15 protein-coding genes and 1 rRNA gene are annotated in these 17,222 nt (G+C 62.6%); 8 read left to right on the forward strand and 8 right to left on the reverse strand.

The window, feature by feature from the left end:
- Window positions 1-124: 124 nt before the first annotated feature.
- A complete protein-coding gene (locus AWB70_RS37610) occupies window positions 125-1,720 on the reverse strand; it encodes an APC family permease (RefSeq protein ID WP_014192388.1) in 1,596 nt (531 codons plus the stop codon).
- 447 nt (window positions 1,721-2,167) lie between these two features.
- Here AWB70_RS37610 and AWB70_RS37615 point away from each other — a divergent pair, with 447 nt between their 5' ends.
- Window positions 2,168-2,371, forward strand: coding sequence for a cold-shock protein (locus AWB70_RS37615; RefSeq protein WP_007000074.1), 204 nt, complete (start codon window positions 2,168-2,170; stop codon window positions 2,369-2,371).
- A gap of 82 nt (window positions 2,372-2,453) precedes the next feature.
- Here the strand turns inward: AWB70_RS37615 and AWB70_RS37620 are convergent, their stop codons facing one another.
- A complete protein-coding gene (locus AWB70_RS37620; RefSeq protein ID WP_053568850.1) occupies window positions 2,454-3,704 on the reverse strand; it encodes an Hsp70 family protein in 1,251 nt (416 codons plus the stop codon).
- 201 nt (window positions 3,705-3,905) lie between these two features.
- On the opposite strand from AWB70_RS37620, the gene AWB70_RS37625 reads away from it, so the two are divergent.
- Entirely contained in the window at window positions 3,906-5,393 is a 1,488-nt protein-coding gene (locus AWB70_RS37625; protein ID WP_235024433.1) for an MFS transporter, read from the forward strand.
- A 17-nt stretch (window positions 5,394-5,410) separates the two neighbouring features.
- Here the strand turns inward: AWB70_RS37625 and AWB70_RS37630 are convergent, their stop codons facing one another.
- On the reverse strand, window positions 5,411-6,007 hold the full coding sequence (locus AWB70_RS37630) for a nitroreductase family protein (protein ID WP_053568851.1): 597 nt from the start codon (window positions 6,005-6,007) through the stop codon (window positions 5,411-5,413).
- Window positions 6,008-6,076: 69 nt separating this feature from the next.
- Window positions 6,077-7,360 carry an MFS transporter gene (locus tag AWB70_RS37635; protein WP_014192392.1) on the reverse strand — a complete coding sequence of 428 codons (1,284 nt, stop codon included), beginning with the start codon at window positions 7,358-7,360 and terminating at the stop codon, window positions 6,077-6,079.
- A gap of 93 nt (window positions 7,361-7,453) precedes the next feature.
- Here AWB70_RS37635 and AWB70_RS37640 point away from each other — a divergent pair, with 93 nt between their 5' ends.
- Window positions 7,454-8,128, forward strand: a complete 675-nt coding sequence (locus tag AWB70_RS37640; RefSeq protein ID WP_053568856.1) for a TetR/AcrR family transcriptional regulator — start codon at window positions 7,454-7,456, stop codon at window positions 8,126-8,128.
- Window positions 8,125-8,679, forward strand: a complete 555-nt coding sequence (locus AWB70_RS37645; RefSeq protein ID WP_045451179.1) for a DUF1415 domain-containing protein — start codon at window positions 8,125-8,127, stop codon at window positions 8,677-8,679. The genes AWB70_RS37640 and AWB70_RS37645 overlap by 4 nt, the downstream gene beginning before the upstream one ends.
- Here the strand turns inward: AWB70_RS37645 and AWB70_RS37650 are convergent, their stop codons facing one another.
- Window positions 8,680-9,555, reverse strand: a complete 876-nt coding sequence (locus AWB70_RS37650; RefSeq protein WP_053568852.1) for a class I SAM-dependent methyltransferase — start codon at window positions 9,553-9,555, stop codon at window positions 8,680-8,682. It lies immediately after the preceding gene.
- Between the two features lie 377 nt (window positions 9,556-9,932).
- Between AWB70_RS37650 and AWB70_RS37655 the strand changes: the two genes are divergently transcribed.
- Complete coding sequence (locus tag AWB70_RS37655; protein WP_008344375.1) at window positions 9,933-10,253, forward strand: hypothetical protein; 321 nt, start codon at window positions 9,933-9,935, stop codon at window positions 10,251-10,253.
- A 48-nt stretch (window positions 10,254-10,301) separates the two neighbouring features.
- On the opposite strand, the gene AWB70_RS37660 is transcribed toward AWB70_RS37655, so the two are convergent.
- Entirely contained in the window at window positions 10,302-11,000 is a 699-nt protein-coding gene (locus tag AWB70_RS37660; RefSeq protein ID WP_045451186.1) for a FadR/GntR family transcriptional regulator, read from the reverse strand.
- 220 nt (window positions 11,001-11,220) lie between these two features.
- Between AWB70_RS37660 and AWB70_RS37665 the strand changes: the two genes are divergently transcribed.
- The 3 genes from AWB70_RS37665 to AWB70_RS37675 all read left to right on the forward strand — a co-directional run bounded on the left by AWB70_RS37665 (window position 11,221) and on the right by AWB70_RS37675 (window position 15,279).
- Window positions 11,221-12,345: a mannitol dehydrogenase family protein gene (locus AWB70_RS37665; RefSeq protein WP_053568853.1), complete on the forward strand. Its 1,125-nt coding sequence runs from the start codon at window positions 11,221-11,223 to the stop codon at window positions 12,343-12,345.
- Between the two features lie 95 nt (window positions 12,346-12,440).
- Window positions 12,441-13,727, forward strand: coding sequence for an MFS transporter (locus tag AWB70_RS37670; protein WP_045451200.1), 1,287 nt, complete (start codon window positions 12,441-12,443; stop codon window positions 13,725-13,727).
- 10 nt (window positions 13,728-13,737) lie between these two features.
- Window positions 13,738-15,279: a D-arabinonate dehydratase gene (locus AWB70_RS37675; protein ID WP_014192399.1), complete on the forward strand. Its 1,542-nt coding sequence runs from the start codon at window positions 13,738-13,740 to the stop codon at window positions 15,277-15,279.
- Between the two features lie 51 nt (window positions 15,280-15,330).
- Here AWB70_RS37675 and AWB70_RS37680 read toward each other — a convergent pair whose 3' ends face one another.
- Complete coding sequence (locus AWB70_RS37680) at window positions 15,331-16,965, reverse strand: NAD(P)/FAD-dependent oxidoreductase (protein ID WP_053568854.1); 1,635 nt, start codon at window positions 16,963-16,965, stop codon at window positions 15,331-15,333.
- A 152-nt stretch (window positions 16,966-17,117) separates the two neighbouring features.
- Window positions 17,118-17,222: ribosomal RNA gene (rrf, locus tag AWB70_RS37685) — 5S ribosomal RNA — on the reverse strand; the annotation flags it as partial.

Genomic DNA, 17,222 nt, shown 5'->3' on the forward strand with positions numbered 1-17,222 from the left:
CGGTGAGCGCTCAAATCGCCTTCGGGTGAAAAAGAAAACCCCACGTTGAGAAAACGTGGGGTTGGTCAGCAGTCTGAACCGCCTGATCGCTCAGGCGGTTTCATCGCTTGCCGGAAACGGACGCTCAGGCGCCGATTTCGTGAAGAATGTCGTCGCGGCTTTCGCGTTCGTCGAGATAGCTCGTGCGATAGCCCGTGTGCACGCCCCAGTAGTAGAAAATCAGCGCGAGCACGGCGACGGCGGCCATGTCCCAGCCGTGCGGCAGAAGCCCATTACCGCCAAAGTCCTTGCTGCCGATCAGCGACAGCACGGCCATCGACGGCAAATACGCGATGAGCCACCACGCCGCCTTCAGATCTTTCCCCCAACCCGCGAATCCGGTCTTGCCCTGGAAGTAGAAATACACCGGCAACGCCACGACCATCAGCAGAATGATTTCGCCGGTCAGCGGCCACTTCGCCCAGTAAAGCACGAGCGATGCGCAGACGAACGCGAACGGCGCAACGAGGCCCATCAGCGGAATGTTGACCGGGCGGTCCAGATCCGGCGCGGCGCGGCGCAAGGACATCAGGCTGACCGGGCCCGTCAGATACGAGATGACCGTCGCGACGGAAATAACCGCCGCGAGCGTGCCCCAGCCGCGGAAAAAGAACAGGAACACGAAGGACACGAACAGGTTGAACCACATCGCCTGACGCGGCACGCCGTAGAACGGATGCACATTACCGAACATCTTCGGCATGGTGTTGTTGCGCTCCATCGCGTAGATCATGCGCGTGGTCGTCGCCATGTAGGTCGTGCCGGTGCCGCTCGGACTGACGAACGCGTCGATATACAGCAGGATCGCGAGCCAGTTCAGATTGAGCGCGATGGCGAGTTCGGCAAACGGCGAAGCGAAATTGAAATGCTGCCAGCCCTTCGCCACATCGGCCGGATTCACCGCGCCGATATACGCGATCTGAAGCAGCACGTAGATCACGAGCGCGATCAGGATCGAGCCGATAACCGCGAACGGAATGCTCGTCGAAGGATGGCGCGCCTCGCCCGCCAGGTTCACCGGGCTCTGGAAACCGTTGAAGCTGAACACGATGCCGCTCGTCGCCACGGCGGTGAGCACCGCGGACCATCCGAACGGCGCGAAATTCGACGCCGTGCCGAAGTTCTCCGAATGGAAGCCGGAAAACACGAGACCGGCGATCGTCAGGCCCGGAATCAGGAACTTGAAGATCGTGATGATCGAGTTCGCGCGGGCGAAAAGCTTCACGCCCCAATAGTTCAGCAGGAAATAAACGATGACGAGCAACGCCGACAGCACCAGCCCCATGGTCGTCAGTGTATGGCCGACGAACAGGTTATGCGCCCATTCGTACGGCCAGGTGCTCATGTACTGGATGGACGCTTCCGCTTCGATCGGAATAACCGAGACGATCGCGATCCAGTTCGCCCACGCGCTGATGAATCCGACGAGCGCGCCATGCGAGTAGCGCGCATAGCGCACCATGCCGCCGGATTCCGGGAACGTCGCACCGAGTTCGGCGTAGGTCAGCGCGATCGCCAGAATAACCACCGCGCCGATGACCCACGCGCAAATAGCCGCGGGCCCGGCAATCTGCGACGCCTTCCATGCGCCGAACAGCCATCCCGATCCGATGATGGATCCGAGGCCCGTCAGCATCAGCGCCCACGGACCGATATTTCGTTGAATCGACTTCTCTGTCACATCTTCCTCCATATGTCTCGCATCGCAGAACCGGAGCCGCTTTCGCAGCCGCGCCGCGTGGGAGAGCAACAAACATGTCTGACATCCGGCCATGCCGGTGCAACCTTTTGGGTCGGCGCGTAGTGTAACGGTTGCACCTTTCGAATGCCGTGCGTGCGGGGAAGAAAATGACTGAAAATTCAGCTTTCTGAGGTCAATCGAAATGCGAATTGCAAGTTTTGTAATGTTTGCTTACGCATCTCGAAAATATCCCCTCAGACTTGTCGGAAATTAATTGACCGGGATACTGTTTCGCCGTATAAACCTTCTTGCAGGATTTCAAGTGGCGAGTGAATTGGTTCTTTCGAGTTCGCCATCACGGTACTCCGGTTGGTCCCATTGCCCCTTCCTTGATTTTCCGCACCCCTGGGCTTCGGCCTTATTCATCATTTTTTTGGAACAAGTAACATGGAAACCGGTACCGTCAAGTGGTTCAATGACGCAAAGGGCTTTGGCTTCATCACTCCGGATGGCGGCGGCGAAGATCTGTTCGCGCACTTCTCGGAAATCCGCATCGAAGGCTTCAAGACGCTTCAGGAAAACCAGAAGGTTTCCTACGAAGTGAAGACTGGCCCGAAGGGCAAGCAAGCTGCGAACATCAAGCCGGTCTAAGCTTCACGCACCGCTAGAATTCGTATGAAAAACCCCGCTCACGCGGGGTTTTTTGTTTTGGGCTTCGGTTACCGCGCAGGCGTCACGCAAAGACGCGTTGCGCGTAGATGCCGAGCCCCTTGGCCACACTGGCGAGACGGTCGCCGAAGACCGGCTGCGCGCCGGGAAACGCCGCCGCCAGCGCTTCCGACAGAAACCGCAGCCCGGTCGTGCCGCCGGTGAAATAGACGGCGTTCACGTCGGCGGGTGCGACGCCCGCGCGCCTGAGCGTTTCCTCTGCCGCCTCGACGATGCGCCGCGTTTCGTCCGCGCCCGCCGCGATCAGTTGCGATTCGTCGAACGCCACGCGCAGCGCTTCTTCCACCTCTTCCATGTCGATTTCCGTCGTGCCGCCCGCCGCGACGTCGATCTTTGCCTCTTCCGCGTGCGCCGTCAGCGCGTGCCCGAGACGGCGGTCCACGACGCGCATCAGCCGGTCGTGATGACGCAGGTCCGTGTAGAGATGGCGCATCAGTTGCAATTCGCTCACGCGCTTGGGCGTGTAGACGGTATTGATCAGATGCCAGGTCGCGAGATCGAAGTAGACGGGGCTAGGCAGCTCGCGCCCTTTCGGATCGAGCGACTGGTAGCCGAGCTCGCGCAACACCGTCACGAGTTCGACGCGACGATCGAAGTCCGTTCCCGCGACGTGCACGCCGTGATGCGCGAGCACATCGCCCTTGCGCTCCAGATGACGCGCGCGCTCCGGCCCGACGCGCACGAGCGAAAAGTCCGATGTACCGCCGCCGATATCCGCGACCAGCACGAGCCCTTCTTTCGTCAGGCCGGCTTCGTAGTCGAACGCCGCGGCGATCGGCTCGTACTGGAAATGGATCTCGCGCAGGCCGACCGCGTGCGCGCAGGCTTCGAGCTGCTTTTGCGCCAGATGGTCCGCGCGCGGATCGTCGTCGACGAAAAAGACTGGCCGGCCGAGCACCGCACGTGTGAGCGGCTCGGGGGCGATCGCCTGCGCCTTCTGCTTCAGATGCTGCAGAAAGAGCGTGATGACGTCGGTGTACTTGATCGCCGAGCCGTCGCCGAGGTCGGTACTGTTGTCCGCGAGCGGCGAGCCGAGAATGCTTTTCATCGAGCGCATCAGGCGGCCATCGAAACCGTCGATGTACGCTTCCAGCGCCGCGCGGCCGTAGGACTGGTTATTCTCGTCGGTGTTGAAGAAAACCGCGGTGGGCAGCGTGGTCGCCTCGCCTTCCACCGGCGCCAGCCGGACCGACAGGCCGTCCGGCAGCGCAACGGCGGAATTCGATGTGCCGAAATCGATCGCGCAATAAGTCATAGGCATCGGCGGCGTCGCGCTGGACGCCGCAATCTAATGTGGACGGCGTTTTTAACATGTTCCGGCACGTGCATCAACCGCGTTTGAGATAAAGTTAAACCACAAGGTTTATTTCCGAAAAGCGGAATGCGGTTTGCTCGACCGGCGGCAATCTCTTCACTTTTTTGCGTGCGTAGTTAGCAGTAGAGCACGCTTCAGACCATGAGCGAAACCGCCGCGAATCAGGAGAACCGTTTGAGCGAAAACGCCAGCGCGCGCCCGGACATTATCGAGACCGATTTGCCCGGCCGCCTCGACCGCTTGCCGTGGGGCCGCTTTCACACGCTGATCGTGCTCGCGCTGGGCATCACCTGGCTGCTCGACGGGCTTGAAGTGACGCTTGCGGGCGCGGTCGCAAGCGCGCTGAAGTCGAGTCCGACGCTGCAGTTTTCCAATGCCGATGTCGGTATCGCGGGCAGCGCGTATATCGCCGGGGCGGTGCTCGGTGCGCTGGGTTTCGGCTGGCTCACCGATCGGCTGGGTCGCCGCAAACTGTTTTTCATCACGCTCTTTCTCTACGTGGCCGCCACCGCCGCCACCGCGTTTTCGTGGAATCTCGCGACCTTCGTGCTGTTTCGCTTTCTGACCGGCGCGGGCATCGGCGGTGAATACACGGCGATCAATTCGACGATTCAGGAGTTCACGCCCGCCCGGTTGCGCGGCTGGACCGATCTCGCGATCAACGGCACGTTCTGGGTCGGCGCGGGAATCGGCGCGGCGGGCTCGATCGTGCTGCTCGATCCCGGCCTGCTTCCGCCCGATTGGGGATGGCGCGCCTGTTTTCTCATCGGCGCGTTGCTCGGACTGACGATTCTCCTCATGCGCATGTGGGTGCCCGAAAGCCCGCGCTGGCTCATCACGCACAACCGCGCGGACGAAGCGAGGCGGATCGTCGAAGAGATCGAGGCGCATTTCCGGCAGCACGGCGTCGAGATTCCGAATGCGCCGGTCAAGCCGCTGCGCCTGCATGCGCGCGACGCAACGCCGCTGCGCGAGGTGTTTCATACGCTTTTCAAGGCGCATCGCAGCCGCTCGCTCGTCGGACTCACGCTGATGACTGCGCAGGCGTTCTTCTACAACGCGATTTTCTTCACCTACGCGCTCGTGCTGACGGACTTCTATCACGTGCCCGGCGATCATATCGGCTGGTACGTGCTGCCGTTCGCGGCGGGAAATTTCCTCGGTCCGTTGCTGCTCGGCAGGCTCTTCGACGTGCTGGGACGGCGCAGGATGATCGCGTTCACCTACGCGATGTCCGGCGTGCTGCTGACGATCAGCGGCTGGATGTTCATGCACGGCATGCTCACTGTGACGACGCAGACCATCGCGTGGATGGTGATTTTCTTCTTCGCGTCGGCGGCGGCCAGTTCCGCGTATCTGACGGTGAGCGAAACCTTTCCGCTGGAAATTCGCGCGCTCGCGATCGCCGTGTTCTACGCGTTCGGCACGGCGCTCGGCGGCATCATCGGGCCCACGCTTTTCGGTCAACTGATCGATACGCATCAGCGCGGCCCCGTGTTCGCGGGCTATCTGATCGGATCGTTTCTGATGATCGCGGCGGCGGTCGTCGCCGGAATCTGGGGCGTGGCGGCCGAGCGAAAGTCGCTCGAAGATGTCGCTCGTCCGCTGTCGGCGGCGGACGAGCCGTGAGCGCTTATTCGAAGCGCTTATTCGAAGCGTTTCTCCCAGGCGCCTTCGAAGACCGTTTCGCCCAGCGTCCGGCGCGCGCGCGGCGCGGCTTCGCGCTCGCGCAATGTCTCGTCGAGCTGACTCGCGTCGCCGTGATGGCCGATTGCCATCATCGCGATGATTTCGACGTCCGCGGGAATCGAGAACGCCTGGCGGAAGGCATCGCGGTCGAAGCCGCCCATCTGGTGCGTCGCCAGGCCGAGCGCGTGCGCCTGGAGGGTGAGCGCAAGCGCGGCCGCGCCGGTGTCATAGCTGGCAGTGCGGTTCGTGTCGCCCTTCGGCGTGAGCGTGAAAGCCGTCACGCAGACGAGCACGGGCACCGTCACGTTCCACTTCTGATTGCCGGGCATGAGCGTATCGAATGCGCGCTGGAACGCGGCTTCGTCGCGATGACGGTCGAACACGATAAAACGCCACGGCTGCTGGTTGTTCGACGACGGCGACCAGCGCGCCGCTTCAAGCACGCGGTGCAACTGCGCGCGCTCGACGGGCGCAGTGGAGAAGGCGCGCGGGCTCCAGCGGCCGGCGATCAGTTCATGGATGTCGACATTGGTCGGAGCGGGCTTGGCGGACATGACGCATTTCCTCGTTCGATGAATAAATGAACGACAAGGATAAACAAGCCCGCGCCCGTTTGCAGATCGTCAAGTCGCGGCGACGCCCATCGTCCGTCCCGCGCGGTTGATGCGCAGCACGGTGACTGCCGCCACGAGGCACAGGCCGCCCGAGATCATCGTCGCGATGGTGTAGCTGCCGAGGCTCGATCGGAGCATGCCGCCGCCGAGAGCCGCGAACGCCGCGCCGAGCTGATGGCCCGCGACGACCCAGCCGAACACGATCGGCGCCGAATCCTTGCCGTAGACATCGGTCGCGAGGCGCACGGTCGGTGGCACGGTGGCGATCCAGTCGAGACCGTAGAACACGGCGAAGAGCGGCAGGCCGAAGAAATCGATGCCGAACGCGTACGGCAGATAAATCAGGGACAGCCCGCGCAGGCCGTAGTACCAGAACAGCAGCACGCGCGCATTGAAGCGGTCCGAGAGCCAGCCCGACAAGGTCGTGCCGAAGAGGTCGAAAATGCCCATCACGGCGAGCAGCGTCGCGCCCTGCACTTGCGTCATGCCGTAGTCGGAGCACATGGCGATCAGATGCGTGCCGACGTAGCCGTTCGTGCTCGCGCCGCAGATAAAGAAGCTGAAGAAGAGCAGCCAGAAATCGCGCGTCTTGCTGGCCGACGCGAGCGTCCCGAACGCCAGCTTGATGGGATTTTTCGGCGGCGCAATCGCAGCGGGCGGCAGATCGGCCTGTTCGCCCACGGGGCGCAGCGAAAGATCCGCCGGCCGCTCGGGCAGGAGCCACGCGACGAGTGGCAGCACGATCGCCGCGGCGGCCGCGACGAGCAACACGACCGGCCGCCAGCCGAAGCGCTCGGAAATGGATGCGAGGAACGGCAGGAACACGAGCTGACCGGTTGCGGAGCTCGCGGTAAGAATGCCCATGGCGAGGCCGCGATGCGTGGAAAACCAGCGGTTCACGATCGTCGCCGAGAGCGTGAGCGCCGCCACGCCCGTCGCGCTGCCGACCATCACGCCCCAGACGAGCACCATTTGCCACGGTTCGGTCATCATCGACGAAATGCCGACGCCCGCCGCCAACGTGGCGAGCGCGGTGAGCACCGTCGGACGCACGCCGAAGCGCTGCATCGCCGCCGCGGCGAACGGACCCGCGAGGCCGTACAGCGCGAGGTTGATCGAAATAGCGAGCGAGATCGTGCCACGCGACCAGCCGAACTGCTTTTCGAGCGGCAACATCATGACGCTCGGCGTCGCGCGCGTGCCCGCCGCCGCGAGCAACACGAAAAACACGACGCCCACCGCGATCCAGCCATAATGCACGCGGCCATTCAGCCGTCTCGCTACCCAATTCATTGCTGCTCCGTTCCGTTGATTTTTGTCTCGCGACGTTACCGCTCTGTCACATCAGAGTTGCGAGCTTAGTTACCGATCGGTAACATGTCAAGCATGCAGCAGAAATCCGAGGAACCGACTTTGACACGATCAACGAACGATCCGCCGAAAGCCCGCACCCGCCGCAGTGTCCGCACCGACGGCGCGACGGCCCAGGAGCAACTGCTCGACGCCGCGCAGGAGCTGTTCTATCGCGACGGCATCCGCGCGATCGGCGTCGATGCCGTGGTGGAGCGCGCGGGCGTCAACAAGATGAGTCTGTATCGGCGGTTCGCGTCGAAGGACGAGCTCGTCGTCGCGTATCTGGACCGCATGGACGAGGGTTTCCGGCGGCGTTTCGAGGCGAGCATCGCGAAACATCCGGACGAGCCAGCGAAGCAGATGGTTCAGGCGCTCGAAGATCTGGTGAAGCGGGCGTCCCAGCCGGACTATCGCGGCTGCCCGTTCGTGAACATCGCGTGCGAATTCGGCGATCCGGCGCATCCCGCGCGGCAATCGGTCGATCGCAACAAAAGTTATCTGATGACGCGTCTGGTCGAGATTTCGACGGCGGCCGGCGCGGATAATCCCACGGAACTGGCCGAATCGCTCGCGCTGCTGGTCGACGGCATTTACGCGACGAGTCAGACTTACGGCCCCGGCTCCGGCCCGTTGCTCGCGGCGCCGCGCATCGCGCGAACCTTGATCGCGGCGGCGTGCACCGCGCTTCGCAAACAGGAAGATTCATGACTGACAGCAGCACCCGCGACGAGGTGATCGCGGCGACCCGGCACTGGCTCACCCGCGCGGTGATCGGCCTGAATCTGTGCCCGTTCGCGAAGAGCGTGCATGTGAAGGAGCAGATTCGCTACGTGGTGAGCGAAGCGCGCGGCGTCGACGATCTGGTCGTAGAACTGACCGATGAGCTTCGACTTCTGCGTGACACCGATCCGGAATCCATCGACACGACGCTTTTCATCACGCCGCACGCATTCGCCGATTTCGCCGACTACAACGACGCCCTCTTTTTCGCCGAACGGCTGCTCGACCAGTTGGGGCTTGCGGGCGAACTGCAGATCGCGAGCTTCCATCCGGACTATCGCTTCGAAGGCACCGCGCCGGACGATATCGACAACTACACGAACCGCGCGCCGTATCCGACATTTCACCTGATTCGCGAAGCGAGCATCGATCGGGCAGTCGCCGCGTTCCCCGACGCGTCCGACATCTACGAACGCAACATCGAAACGCTGCGCCGCCTCGGACACGACGGCTTCAAGGCGTGGATGAACAAAAGCTGATCAGTGCGCGGGCGTGAAGAAGCGCTCGCGCAATTCGTCGAGTCCTAAGGTTTCGAGCACGTCGGAGAGCCTTTGCGCGGGCCGTCCGCGCGGCAGATCCTTGAATTGCGCGATGATCAGCTCGTTCTTCATCGAGTGCTCCCACCCGACGAGTTCCGTCACGCTAACCTGATAGCCGTGCGACTCCAGTTGCAGGCAACGCAGCACGTTCGTGATCTGGCTGCCGAATTCCCGCGTGTGCAGCGGATGCCGCCACATTTCCGTCAGCACGTTCTTCGAGAGCGAATGGCCCTTGTTCTTGCGCAACACGGACGCCACTTCCGCCTGACAGCACGGCACCACGACGATGTACTTCGCCTTCTTTTGCAGAGCGAAGTGGATGGCGTCGTCGGTTGCGGTGTTGCACGCGTGCAGCGCCGTGACGATATCGATCGATTCCGGCAAACGATCCGAACCGATTGATTCGGCCACCGACAGATTCAGGAACGACATCCCGCCAAATCCGAGACGCTCCGCCAATTCCTCGGATTTTTTTACGAGCTCTTCTCGCGTCTCGATTCCAAAGATGTGTGACCGATCGCGCAGAGTCTTGAAGAAGAGATCGTAGAGAATAAACCCAAGATAGGATTTGCCCGCTCCATGATCCACGAGTGATACGGCCCCTTGGCTCGCATGCACGTCGGAGAGAAGCGGTTCGATGAACTGATAGAGGTGATACACCTGTTTCAGTTTGCGACGGCTGTCCTGGTTCATTTTGCCGTCGCGCGTAAGGATGTGGAGTTCCTTCAGCAGTTCGATCGACTGGCCTGGACGGATGTCGTGTTTGGTGGAGGGGTCGGGTGTGCCCGGAGCCGACGCGGAAGACTTCCTGGTCATCGTGGAGGTATGTCGAATAAAAAAGCGGAGCATGTTCGCGCCGAATGTGCGCTAACCGCTGGTTCTGCCGTCTCAAAAGGGGAAGTTTACCCAAAAGCGCAAAGACGCTCTTTGTTCCGTCACCGCTTATCGGCGAATGCGCCGAGGCAAACGCATGGAACGGTTTGTGCATCGTCCCGACAATGAGGCCATTGGAAAAGACGACACGCGTGGCTTCGGGCCACGCACCGATGCAGCAAGCAGGAGCAACAAGCTGGTAACAATCCCGCGCCTCGACACGTGAGCGTCGTCACCCGCGCCCGGTCATTGTTACGTAACACCTAACGCACAGCGCGGCGAATGCGACTCGCCGGCGCCATGAACATGAGAGGACGGCGATGGATGCGATCCCGGACAAGAAGGCAGAGAAACAATTTCAGGAGATGCTCGCGGCACTGACTGCGATGCCCGCGTGGAGTGAAAAGCAGCAACTCGAACTCGAAATGGCCCGAGAGATTTCCGTGGAGATGTTGCGCCTCGCCGAATCGATGCGCGACGGCTCCACCGACATCGAAACGTGCCTGACGATGCTGAAGTACGCCAAGGTGATGGACTTCGTCCTGACGACGCTCGCCTCGCGCCGTGAGATCGCACCGCAAACGCTGCGCGTGATCTTCAAGCTAGCGGGTCTGAAGGTCGATGAAGCCTATCCGGGCTAGCGCGGTCACGTTTCTCAAACCGGCGCGCGTTCCGAGCGCGCGCCGCGCTCAGGCTTTGCGCCTCGTCATGAGCCGCGCCGCGGAATGACGCATGTGCCGCTGCATGGCGGCTTGCGCCTGAATCGCGTCGCGCGCTTCCAGCGCCTCCAGAATCTCGCGATGCTCGCCGAGCGCGGCCGCCCACGTTTCCTCCCCTTCGAAATGCCCACGCAGCGTCGATGACAGCGGGCTGTGCCGTTCGTCGTACAGGCTGCCGACCGTGCGCACCAGAACGTCGTTGCCGGTCATCTGCGCAATCGCAATGTGAAACGCGCGATCCGCGGCCATCGGCACCTGGCCGTGTTCGACTTCGCGCGCCATCGTCTCGTACACGGCGCGCAGCGTCTTCAGCTCCTTCGGCTTCGCGAACGGCGCGACGCTCGCCGCGATCGCGCCTTCGATCACGCTGCGCGCGTTCATGATCTCGATCGGGCTCTCGCCCAGTTCCGCTTCGGCCGTCGCAGGCTTGGCGGCGGGCGCGGCGACGATATACACGCCCGAACCCATGCGAATCTCGACGCGGCCCTCCAGTTCCAGCGCGACGAGCGCCTCGCGCACCGACGGCCGCGACACGCCGAGCGTCTGCGCGAGCTCGCGTTCGGACGGCAGTCGGCCATTAGGCGCGAAATCCTGGTGCTCGATCAGCCCGCGCAGCTTGTCGGCGATCTGCAGATAGAGGCGGCGCGTCTCGGCTGGTTTCACGCTCACGTGCTGGCTCCTGTTTTTGTCTCGGGGAAAACGTGGATTGTAATCAGCGGAAGGGCTAACGCACCGCGCGGCGGGCGTCTGCCATTTTAGAGCCGCTTACAAGTGGCTTGACCAATTCTATTTCAAGCCACTAGTATGCAATCCGGTAAGGCCAGGTGGCCAATTTTTTTTCGGCCATCTGGAACCGTTCCCACCCGAATACACGACGACGCGCCCGACGATGAGCAATCCGATTCTCCAATTCGGCACCAGCCGTTTCCTGCAGGCGCATGTCGATTTCTTCGTAGCCGTCGCGGCGCGCCGCGATCCGGCGTTGGCGCTTGGCAAGATCACCGTCGTTCAGACCACGGCGAGCAGCGACAGCCGGGCGCGCATCGACGCATTGCGCTCGGCCGGACGCTATCCGGTGCGCATTCGCGGACGCCGCCGCGACGAAACCGTCGACACGACCGTCGAGTGCGATTCGATCACCGAAGCGCTGCACGCGAGCGAGGACTGGCCCTTGCTGATCGAGCGCGTCAAGCGCGACGTGAAGGTGATCGTGTCGAACACGGCGGACGCCGGCTACGCGCTCTTCGACGAAGACACCGCCGATCTGCTCGACGGCCAGCGCACGCCGCGCGGTTTCGCGGCCAAGCTCGCCGTGCTGCTGCATGCGCGCTTTCAGGCGGGCGCCGAGCCGATCACGCTGTTGCCCTGCGAACTGGTTTCGCGTAACGGCGACACGCTGCGCGATCTGGTGGTCGGCGTGGCGCGCGGATGGAACGCCGGCGATGCGTTCATCGGCTATCTGACGAAAGACTGCGTGTGGGTGAACTCGCTCGTGGACCGCATCGTTTCGGAGCCGATCCAGCCGGTTGGCGCAATCGCCGAGCCGTACGCGTTGTGGGCGATCGAGCGACAGGCGGGCATGCTGCTGCCGTGCGAGCACGAAGACATCGTCGTTACCGACGATCTCGCGCATTACGAGCGTCTCAAGCTGCTGCTGCTGAACCTCGGCCACACGATGCTCGCGCAGATCTGGCGCAGTCGCGACGGTTCGCCCGACATGACCGTGCTCGACGCTATGCGCGATCCGGCCTATCGCGATCCGCTCGAAGCGACGTGGCGCGACGAAGTGCTGCCGGTGTTCGCGGCGCTCGGCAAGCGCGACGTCGCGACCGAATACCTGGCGAGCGTGCGCGACCGTTTCGAGAACCCGTTTCTCGTGCATCGGCTCGCGGATATCGCGCGCAATCACGACGAGAAGAAGATTCGGCGCTTTCAGCCTGTGATCAATCTCGCGCGCGAACTGAAGCTCGACATCGAACAGACGCGTCTGCGCGACGCGCTCGAATTCGCCTGAAGAGCGGAAGACCCTTTTTGAATCACGGCTCGCCGCGCCGGCATCGCGGATCGGGCCGGAATGAATGAAGTGCCGCCCCATTGAGGAGACAAACGATGCGCAAAATGCGTTGGGTAGTGATATTTCTGGCCTTTCTGGCAATCGCGATCAATTACATCGATCGCGCGAACCTCGCGGTCGCCGCGCCGCAGATCGAAAAAGCGCTCAATATCGGCCCGGCCGAAATGGGCTTCATCCTGAGCGGCTTCTTCTGGAGCTACGCGCTCATGCAGATGCCGTTCGGCTGGTTCGTCGATCGCGTCGGCGCGCGCATCGCGCTGCCGCTCGCCGTGGGCTGGTGGTCGGTATTCACGGCGCTCACCTCCGCCGCGACGAGCGTGGTCGGCATGTTCGGCTGCCGCCTGATGCTGGGCGTCGGCGAAGCCGGTGCGTACCCGTCGTGCGCGAAGCTCGTGTCGCAATGGTTCACGAAATCGCAACGCGCGTTCGCGACGAGCATTTTCGACTCCGGCTCGCGCGTGGGTTCGGCGCTGTCGATTCCGGTCGTCGCGTTCATCATCAGTTCGTTCGGCTGGGAGGCGTCGTTCGTCATCACCGGCGTGATCGGCTTCGTGTGGATTCTCGGCTGGTTCCTGATCTACCGTAACAAGTCGAAGGGCGATCTGACGGGCGAAACGGACGTCGCGCCGGTGCCGGTCGCGCCGAAGAACAAGGTCTCGTGGGGCTCGCTCTTCAAGTACCGCACGCTGTGGGGCATGATGCTCGGCTTCTTCTGCCTGAACTTCGTGATCTACTTCTTCATCACGTGGTTCCCGAGCTATCTCGTGCAGGCGCACGGCTTCTCGCTCAAGTCGCTGGGCACGCTCGGCACGATTCCCGCGCTGATGTCGATTCCCGGCGGCTGGCTGGGCGGCTTCGTGTCCGACTCGCTCTTCAAGCGCGGCTGGAGCCTCACCGCGGCACGCAAGACCTGCATGGTCGGCGGCATGCTGATGTCGTCGGTCATCACGCTCTGCGCCTTCGTGACCAACATTTATCTGATGCTCGCGTTCTTCGGCATCGCGTACGCCAGCCTCGCGTTCGCCGCGGCGTCGATCTGGTCGCTGCCGAGCGACGTCGCACCGACGCCGGATCACGTCGCGTCGATCGGCGGCATTCAGAACTTCGCGTCGAATCTGGCGGGCATCGTCATCACGACGTTCACCGGCGTGATGCTCTCGATCACCAAGGGTTCGTTCGTGATTCCGCTGTGCGTCGCGGGCGGTTTCTGCTTCCTCGGTGCATTCAGCTATCTTGTGATTGTCGGCAAGATCGAACCGCTCAATCGCGCCGACGAAGAGCAAACCCGCCGCGACGACGGTCGCGCGCCTTCCACGGTCTGAGAATAAAACCATGTCCACCACATCCACCGACCATGCGGTCATCCGGCTGCATCCCAACGACGATGTCGTGATCGCGACGCGTCAGTTGCTCTCCGGCGCGCGGATCGCGTCGGAGGATCTCGTCGTCGCCGGCCTGATTCCGCCGGGCCACAAGATCGCGACGCGCGATATCGCCGCGGGCGCGCCTGTGAAGCGTTACAACCAGATCATCGGCGTGGCGCGCGAGGCGATCTCGCGCGGGCAGCACGTTCACACGCAGAATCTGTCGATGGCGGATTTCGCGCGCGAGCACGAATTCGGCGTCGATCTGCATCCGACGCCGTTCGTCGATGCGCCCGCGACGTTCATGGGTATTCGCCGCGACGACGGCCGCGTGGCGACGCGCAATTTCGTCGGCGTGCTGACAAGCGTGAACTGCTCGGCGACGGTCGCGCGCGCGATCGCCGATCACTTCCGGCGCGACGTGCATCCGGAAGCGCTCGCGGATTATCCGAATGTCGATGGCGTGATCGCGCTGACGCACGGTCTCGGATGCGGTATCGACATGCAGGGCGAAGGGCTCGGCATTCTGCGCCGCACGCTCGCGGGCTACGCGGTGCATCCAAACTTTCATTCGGTGCTGTTCGTGGGTCTCGGATGCGAAACGAACCAGATTTCGGGCGTGCTCGAATCGAGCGGTCTCAAGGACGGCGAGAAGCTGCGTAGCTTCACGATTCAGGACAGCGGCGGCACGCGCAAGACGATCGAGCACGGCATCGCGCTCGTCAAGGACATGCTCGCGGATGCGAATCGCGTGCAGCGCGAGCCGGTGCCGGCTTCGCATCTGATCGTCGGCTTGCAGTGCGGCGGATCGGACGGTTACTCGGGCATCTCCGCGAATCCGGCGCTCGGCGCGGCGGTGGATAAGCTCGTCGCGCACGGCGGCACGGCGATTCTGTCGGAGACGCCGGAGGTTTATGGCGCCGAGCATCTGCTGACGCGTCGCGCGGTGAGCCGCGAAGTCGGCGAAAAGCTGCTGACGCGCATCAAGTGGTGGGAAGAATACTGCGCGCGCAACGGCGCGGCGATGGACAACAATCCGTCGGCGGGCAACAAGGTCGGCGGTTTGACGACGATCCTCGAAAAATCGCTCGGCGCAGTCGCGAAGGGCGGCACGACGAATCTCGTCGAAGTGTACGAATACGCGCAGCGGATCGACGCGAAGGGCTTCGTCTTCATGGATTCGCCCGGTTACGATCCAATGTCGGCGACGGGTCAGGTCGCGTCGGGCGCGAATCTGATCTGCTTCACGACGGGCCGCGGCTCCGCGTATGGATGCGCGCCCTCGCCTTCGCTCAAACTCGCGACGAACACCGCGTTGTGGGAGCGCCAGGAAGAGGACATGGATATCAACTGCGGCGGGGTGATCGATGGCTCCGCGACCATCGAGCAACTCGGCGAACAGATCTTTCAGATGATGCTCGACTGCGCCTCAGGCGTGGCGTCGAAGAGTGAAGTGCATGGGTACGGCCAGAGTGAGTTCGTGCCGTGGCAGGTGGGCGTGGTGACTTGAAGCCGTTGGCTTGGTCCGAATGAAGGCGCGCCGTGTCCCGGCGCGCTTTTTTTATACGATCGCCGCGTGTTCGCTCATCATCTTCAATGCGACGGCTTCCGCGACTTCGATGCCATCGATCGCCGCCGAATAGATGCCGCCCGCATAACCCGCGCCCTCGCCCGCCGGATACAGACCCTCGACATTGACGCTCTGATAATCGTCCTTGCGGCGCACACGCAACGGCGACGACGTGCGCGTTTCGACGCCAGTCAGCACGGCGTCGTGCATCGCGAAACCTTTGATTTTCTTGTCGAGCTCGGGCAGGGCTTCGCGAATCGCCTCGATGACGTAGTCAGGGAGCGCGGTGCTCAAGTCGGTCGGCCTCACGCCCGGCTTGTATGAAGGCACGACCGAACCGAGCGACGTCGATGCCCGCCCTGCGATGAAATCGCCGACGAGTTGGCCCGGCGCGGAATAATCGCCGCCGCCCAGCTCGAACGCGCGCTCTTCCCACTTGCGCTGGAACGCGATGCCTGCGAGCGGACCGCCCGGATAATCATCCGGCGTAATACCGACGACGATACCCGCATTCGCATTGCGCTCGGCGCGCGAATACTGACTCATGCCATTGGTCACGACGCGCCCCGGCTCCGACGTCGCCGCGACCACCGTGCCGCCCGGGCACATGCAGAAGCTGTAGACCGCGCGCCCGTTGCTGCAGTGATGGACCACTTTGTAGTCGGCCGCACCGAGCCGCTCGTGGCCGGCGAACTTGCCGAATCGGCTCCGATCGATCACACCCTGCGGATGCTCGATGCGAAATCCGAGCGAGAACGGCTTGGCTTCCATGTAGACGCCGCGATCGTGCAGCATCTCGAACGTATCGCGCGCGCTGTGGCCGATAGCCAGCACGACGTGATCGCAGCGCAGCGTTTCACCCGTCGACAGGCGCAGGCCGCGCACCTTGCCGTTATCGATGTCGATATCTTCGACGCGCTGCTGAAATCGCACCTCGCCGCCGAGCTGATGAATCTCTGCGCGCATCTTCTCGACCATGCTCACCAGCCTGAATGTGCCAATGTGCGGGCGGCTCAAATACAGAATGTCTTCGGGCGCGCCGGCTTTGACAAATTCGTCCAGAACTTTGCGGCCGTAATGCTTCGGGTCCTTAATCTGGCTGTAGAGCTTGCCATCCGAGAACGTGCCAGCGCCGCCTTCGCCGAACTGCACGTTCGACTCGGGATTCAGTTCGTTGCGTCGCCAGAGTCCCCACGTGTCCTTGGTCCGCTCGCGCACCGCCTTGCCGCGCTCGAGGATGATCGGGCGAAATCCCATTTGCGCGAGGATCAGACCGGCGAAAAGACCACACGGCCCCATGCCGATGACCACCGGGCGCGGCTGTGCCGAATGCGCGGGCGCTTGCGCAACGAAGCGATACGTCATGTCAGGCGTGACGCCACAGTGCGGTTGCGGGCGCGACTCAAGACGCTTCAAGACGGACGCTTCGTCGTTCAACTCCACATCGATGATGTAATTGAGCTTGATATCGGCGCGCTTGCGGGCGTCGTGCGCACGGCGAAATACGTGAAAGCGCACGAGTTGACTGGCTTCGACGCCGATCTCCGCGAGACGCGCGAAAACCGCAGGTTCGATAGCCGATTCGGGATGATCGAGCGGGAGCTTGATTTCGCTTAGACGTAGCATCGGGAACTCGACGGCGTCAGCCGTGCTTGTGGAATACGTACAGGGATTTTAGCGCTTGAGCGGAACAGGCTTCGACGCTTAGGTACGCTAGGCGCGCCCGAACGCAAAAACCCCACCTTTGCGGGGTGGGGTTTTTGTTTGCGGCATGAGGAGCCTGACGATTACCTACTTTCACACGGGGATCCGCACTATCATCGGCGTGGAGTCGTTTCACGGTCCTGTTCGGGATGGGAAGGGGTGGTACCGACTCGCTATGG

Origin of the sequence: Caballeronia cordobensis, from assembly GCF_001544575.2 — a bacterium.
GTDB classification, from domain to species: Bacteria; Pseudomonadota; Gammaproteobacteria; order Burkholderiales; family Burkholderiaceae; genus Caballeronia; species Caballeronia cordobensis.

What these genes read in the sequence shown, in the direction of transcription:
- AWB70_RS37615 (WP_007000074.1), top strand. Translation starts at nt 2,168, where the DNA reads ATGGAAACCGGTACCGTCAAGTGGTTCAATGACGCAAAGGGCTTTGGC.
- AWB70_RS37620 (WP_053568850.1), bottom strand. Translation starts at nt 3,704, where the DNA reads ATGACTTATTGCGCGATCGATTTCGGCACATCGAATTCCGCCGTTGCG.
- AWB70_RS37625 (WP_235024433.1), top strand. Translation starts at nt 3,906, where the DNA reads ATGAGCGAAACCGCCGCGAATCAGGAGAACCGTTTGAGCGAAAACGCC.
- AWB70_RS37630 (WP_053568851.1), bottom strand. Translation starts at nt 6,007, where the DNA reads ATGTCCGCCAAGCCCGCTCCGACCAATGTCGACATCCATGAACTGATC.
- AWB70_RS37635 (WP_014192392.1), bottom strand. Translation starts at nt 7,360, where the DNA reads ATGAATTGGGTAGCGAGACGGCTGAATGGCCGCGTGCATTATGGCTGG.
- AWB70_RS37640 (WP_053568856.1), top strand. Translation starts at nt 7,454, where the DNA reads ATGCAGCAGAAATCCGAGGAACCGACTTTGACACGATCAACGAACGAT.
- AWB70_RS37645 (WP_045451179.1), top strand. Translation starts at nt 8,125, where the DNA reads ATGACTGACAGCAGCACCCGCGACGAGGTGATCGCGGCGACCCGGCAC.
- AWB70_RS37650 (WP_053568852.1), bottom strand. Translation starts at nt 9,555, where the DNA reads ATGACCAGGAAGTCTTCCGCGTCGGCTCCGGGCACACCCGACCCCTCC.
- AWB70_RS37655 (WP_008344375.1), top strand. Translation starts at nt 9,933, where the DNA reads ATGGATGCGATCCCGGACAAGAAGGCAGAGAAACAATTTCAGGAGATG.
- AWB70_RS37665 (WP_053568853.1), top strand. Translation starts at nt 11,221, where the DNA reads ATGAGCAATCCGATTCTCCAATTCGGCACCAGCCGTTTCCTGCAGGCG.
- AWB70_RS37670 (WP_045451200.1), top strand. Translation starts at nt 12,441, where the DNA reads ATGCGCAAAATGCGTTGGGTAGTGATATTTCTGGCCTTTCTGGCAATC.
- AWB70_RS37675 (WP_014192399.1), top strand. Translation starts at nt 13,738, where the DNA reads ATGTCCACCACATCCACCGACCATGCGGTCATCCGGCTGCATCCCAAC.
- AWB70_RS37680 (WP_053568854.1), bottom strand. Translation starts at nt 16,965, where the DNA reads ATGCTACGTCTAAGCGAAATCAAGCTCCCGCTCGATCATCCCGAATCG.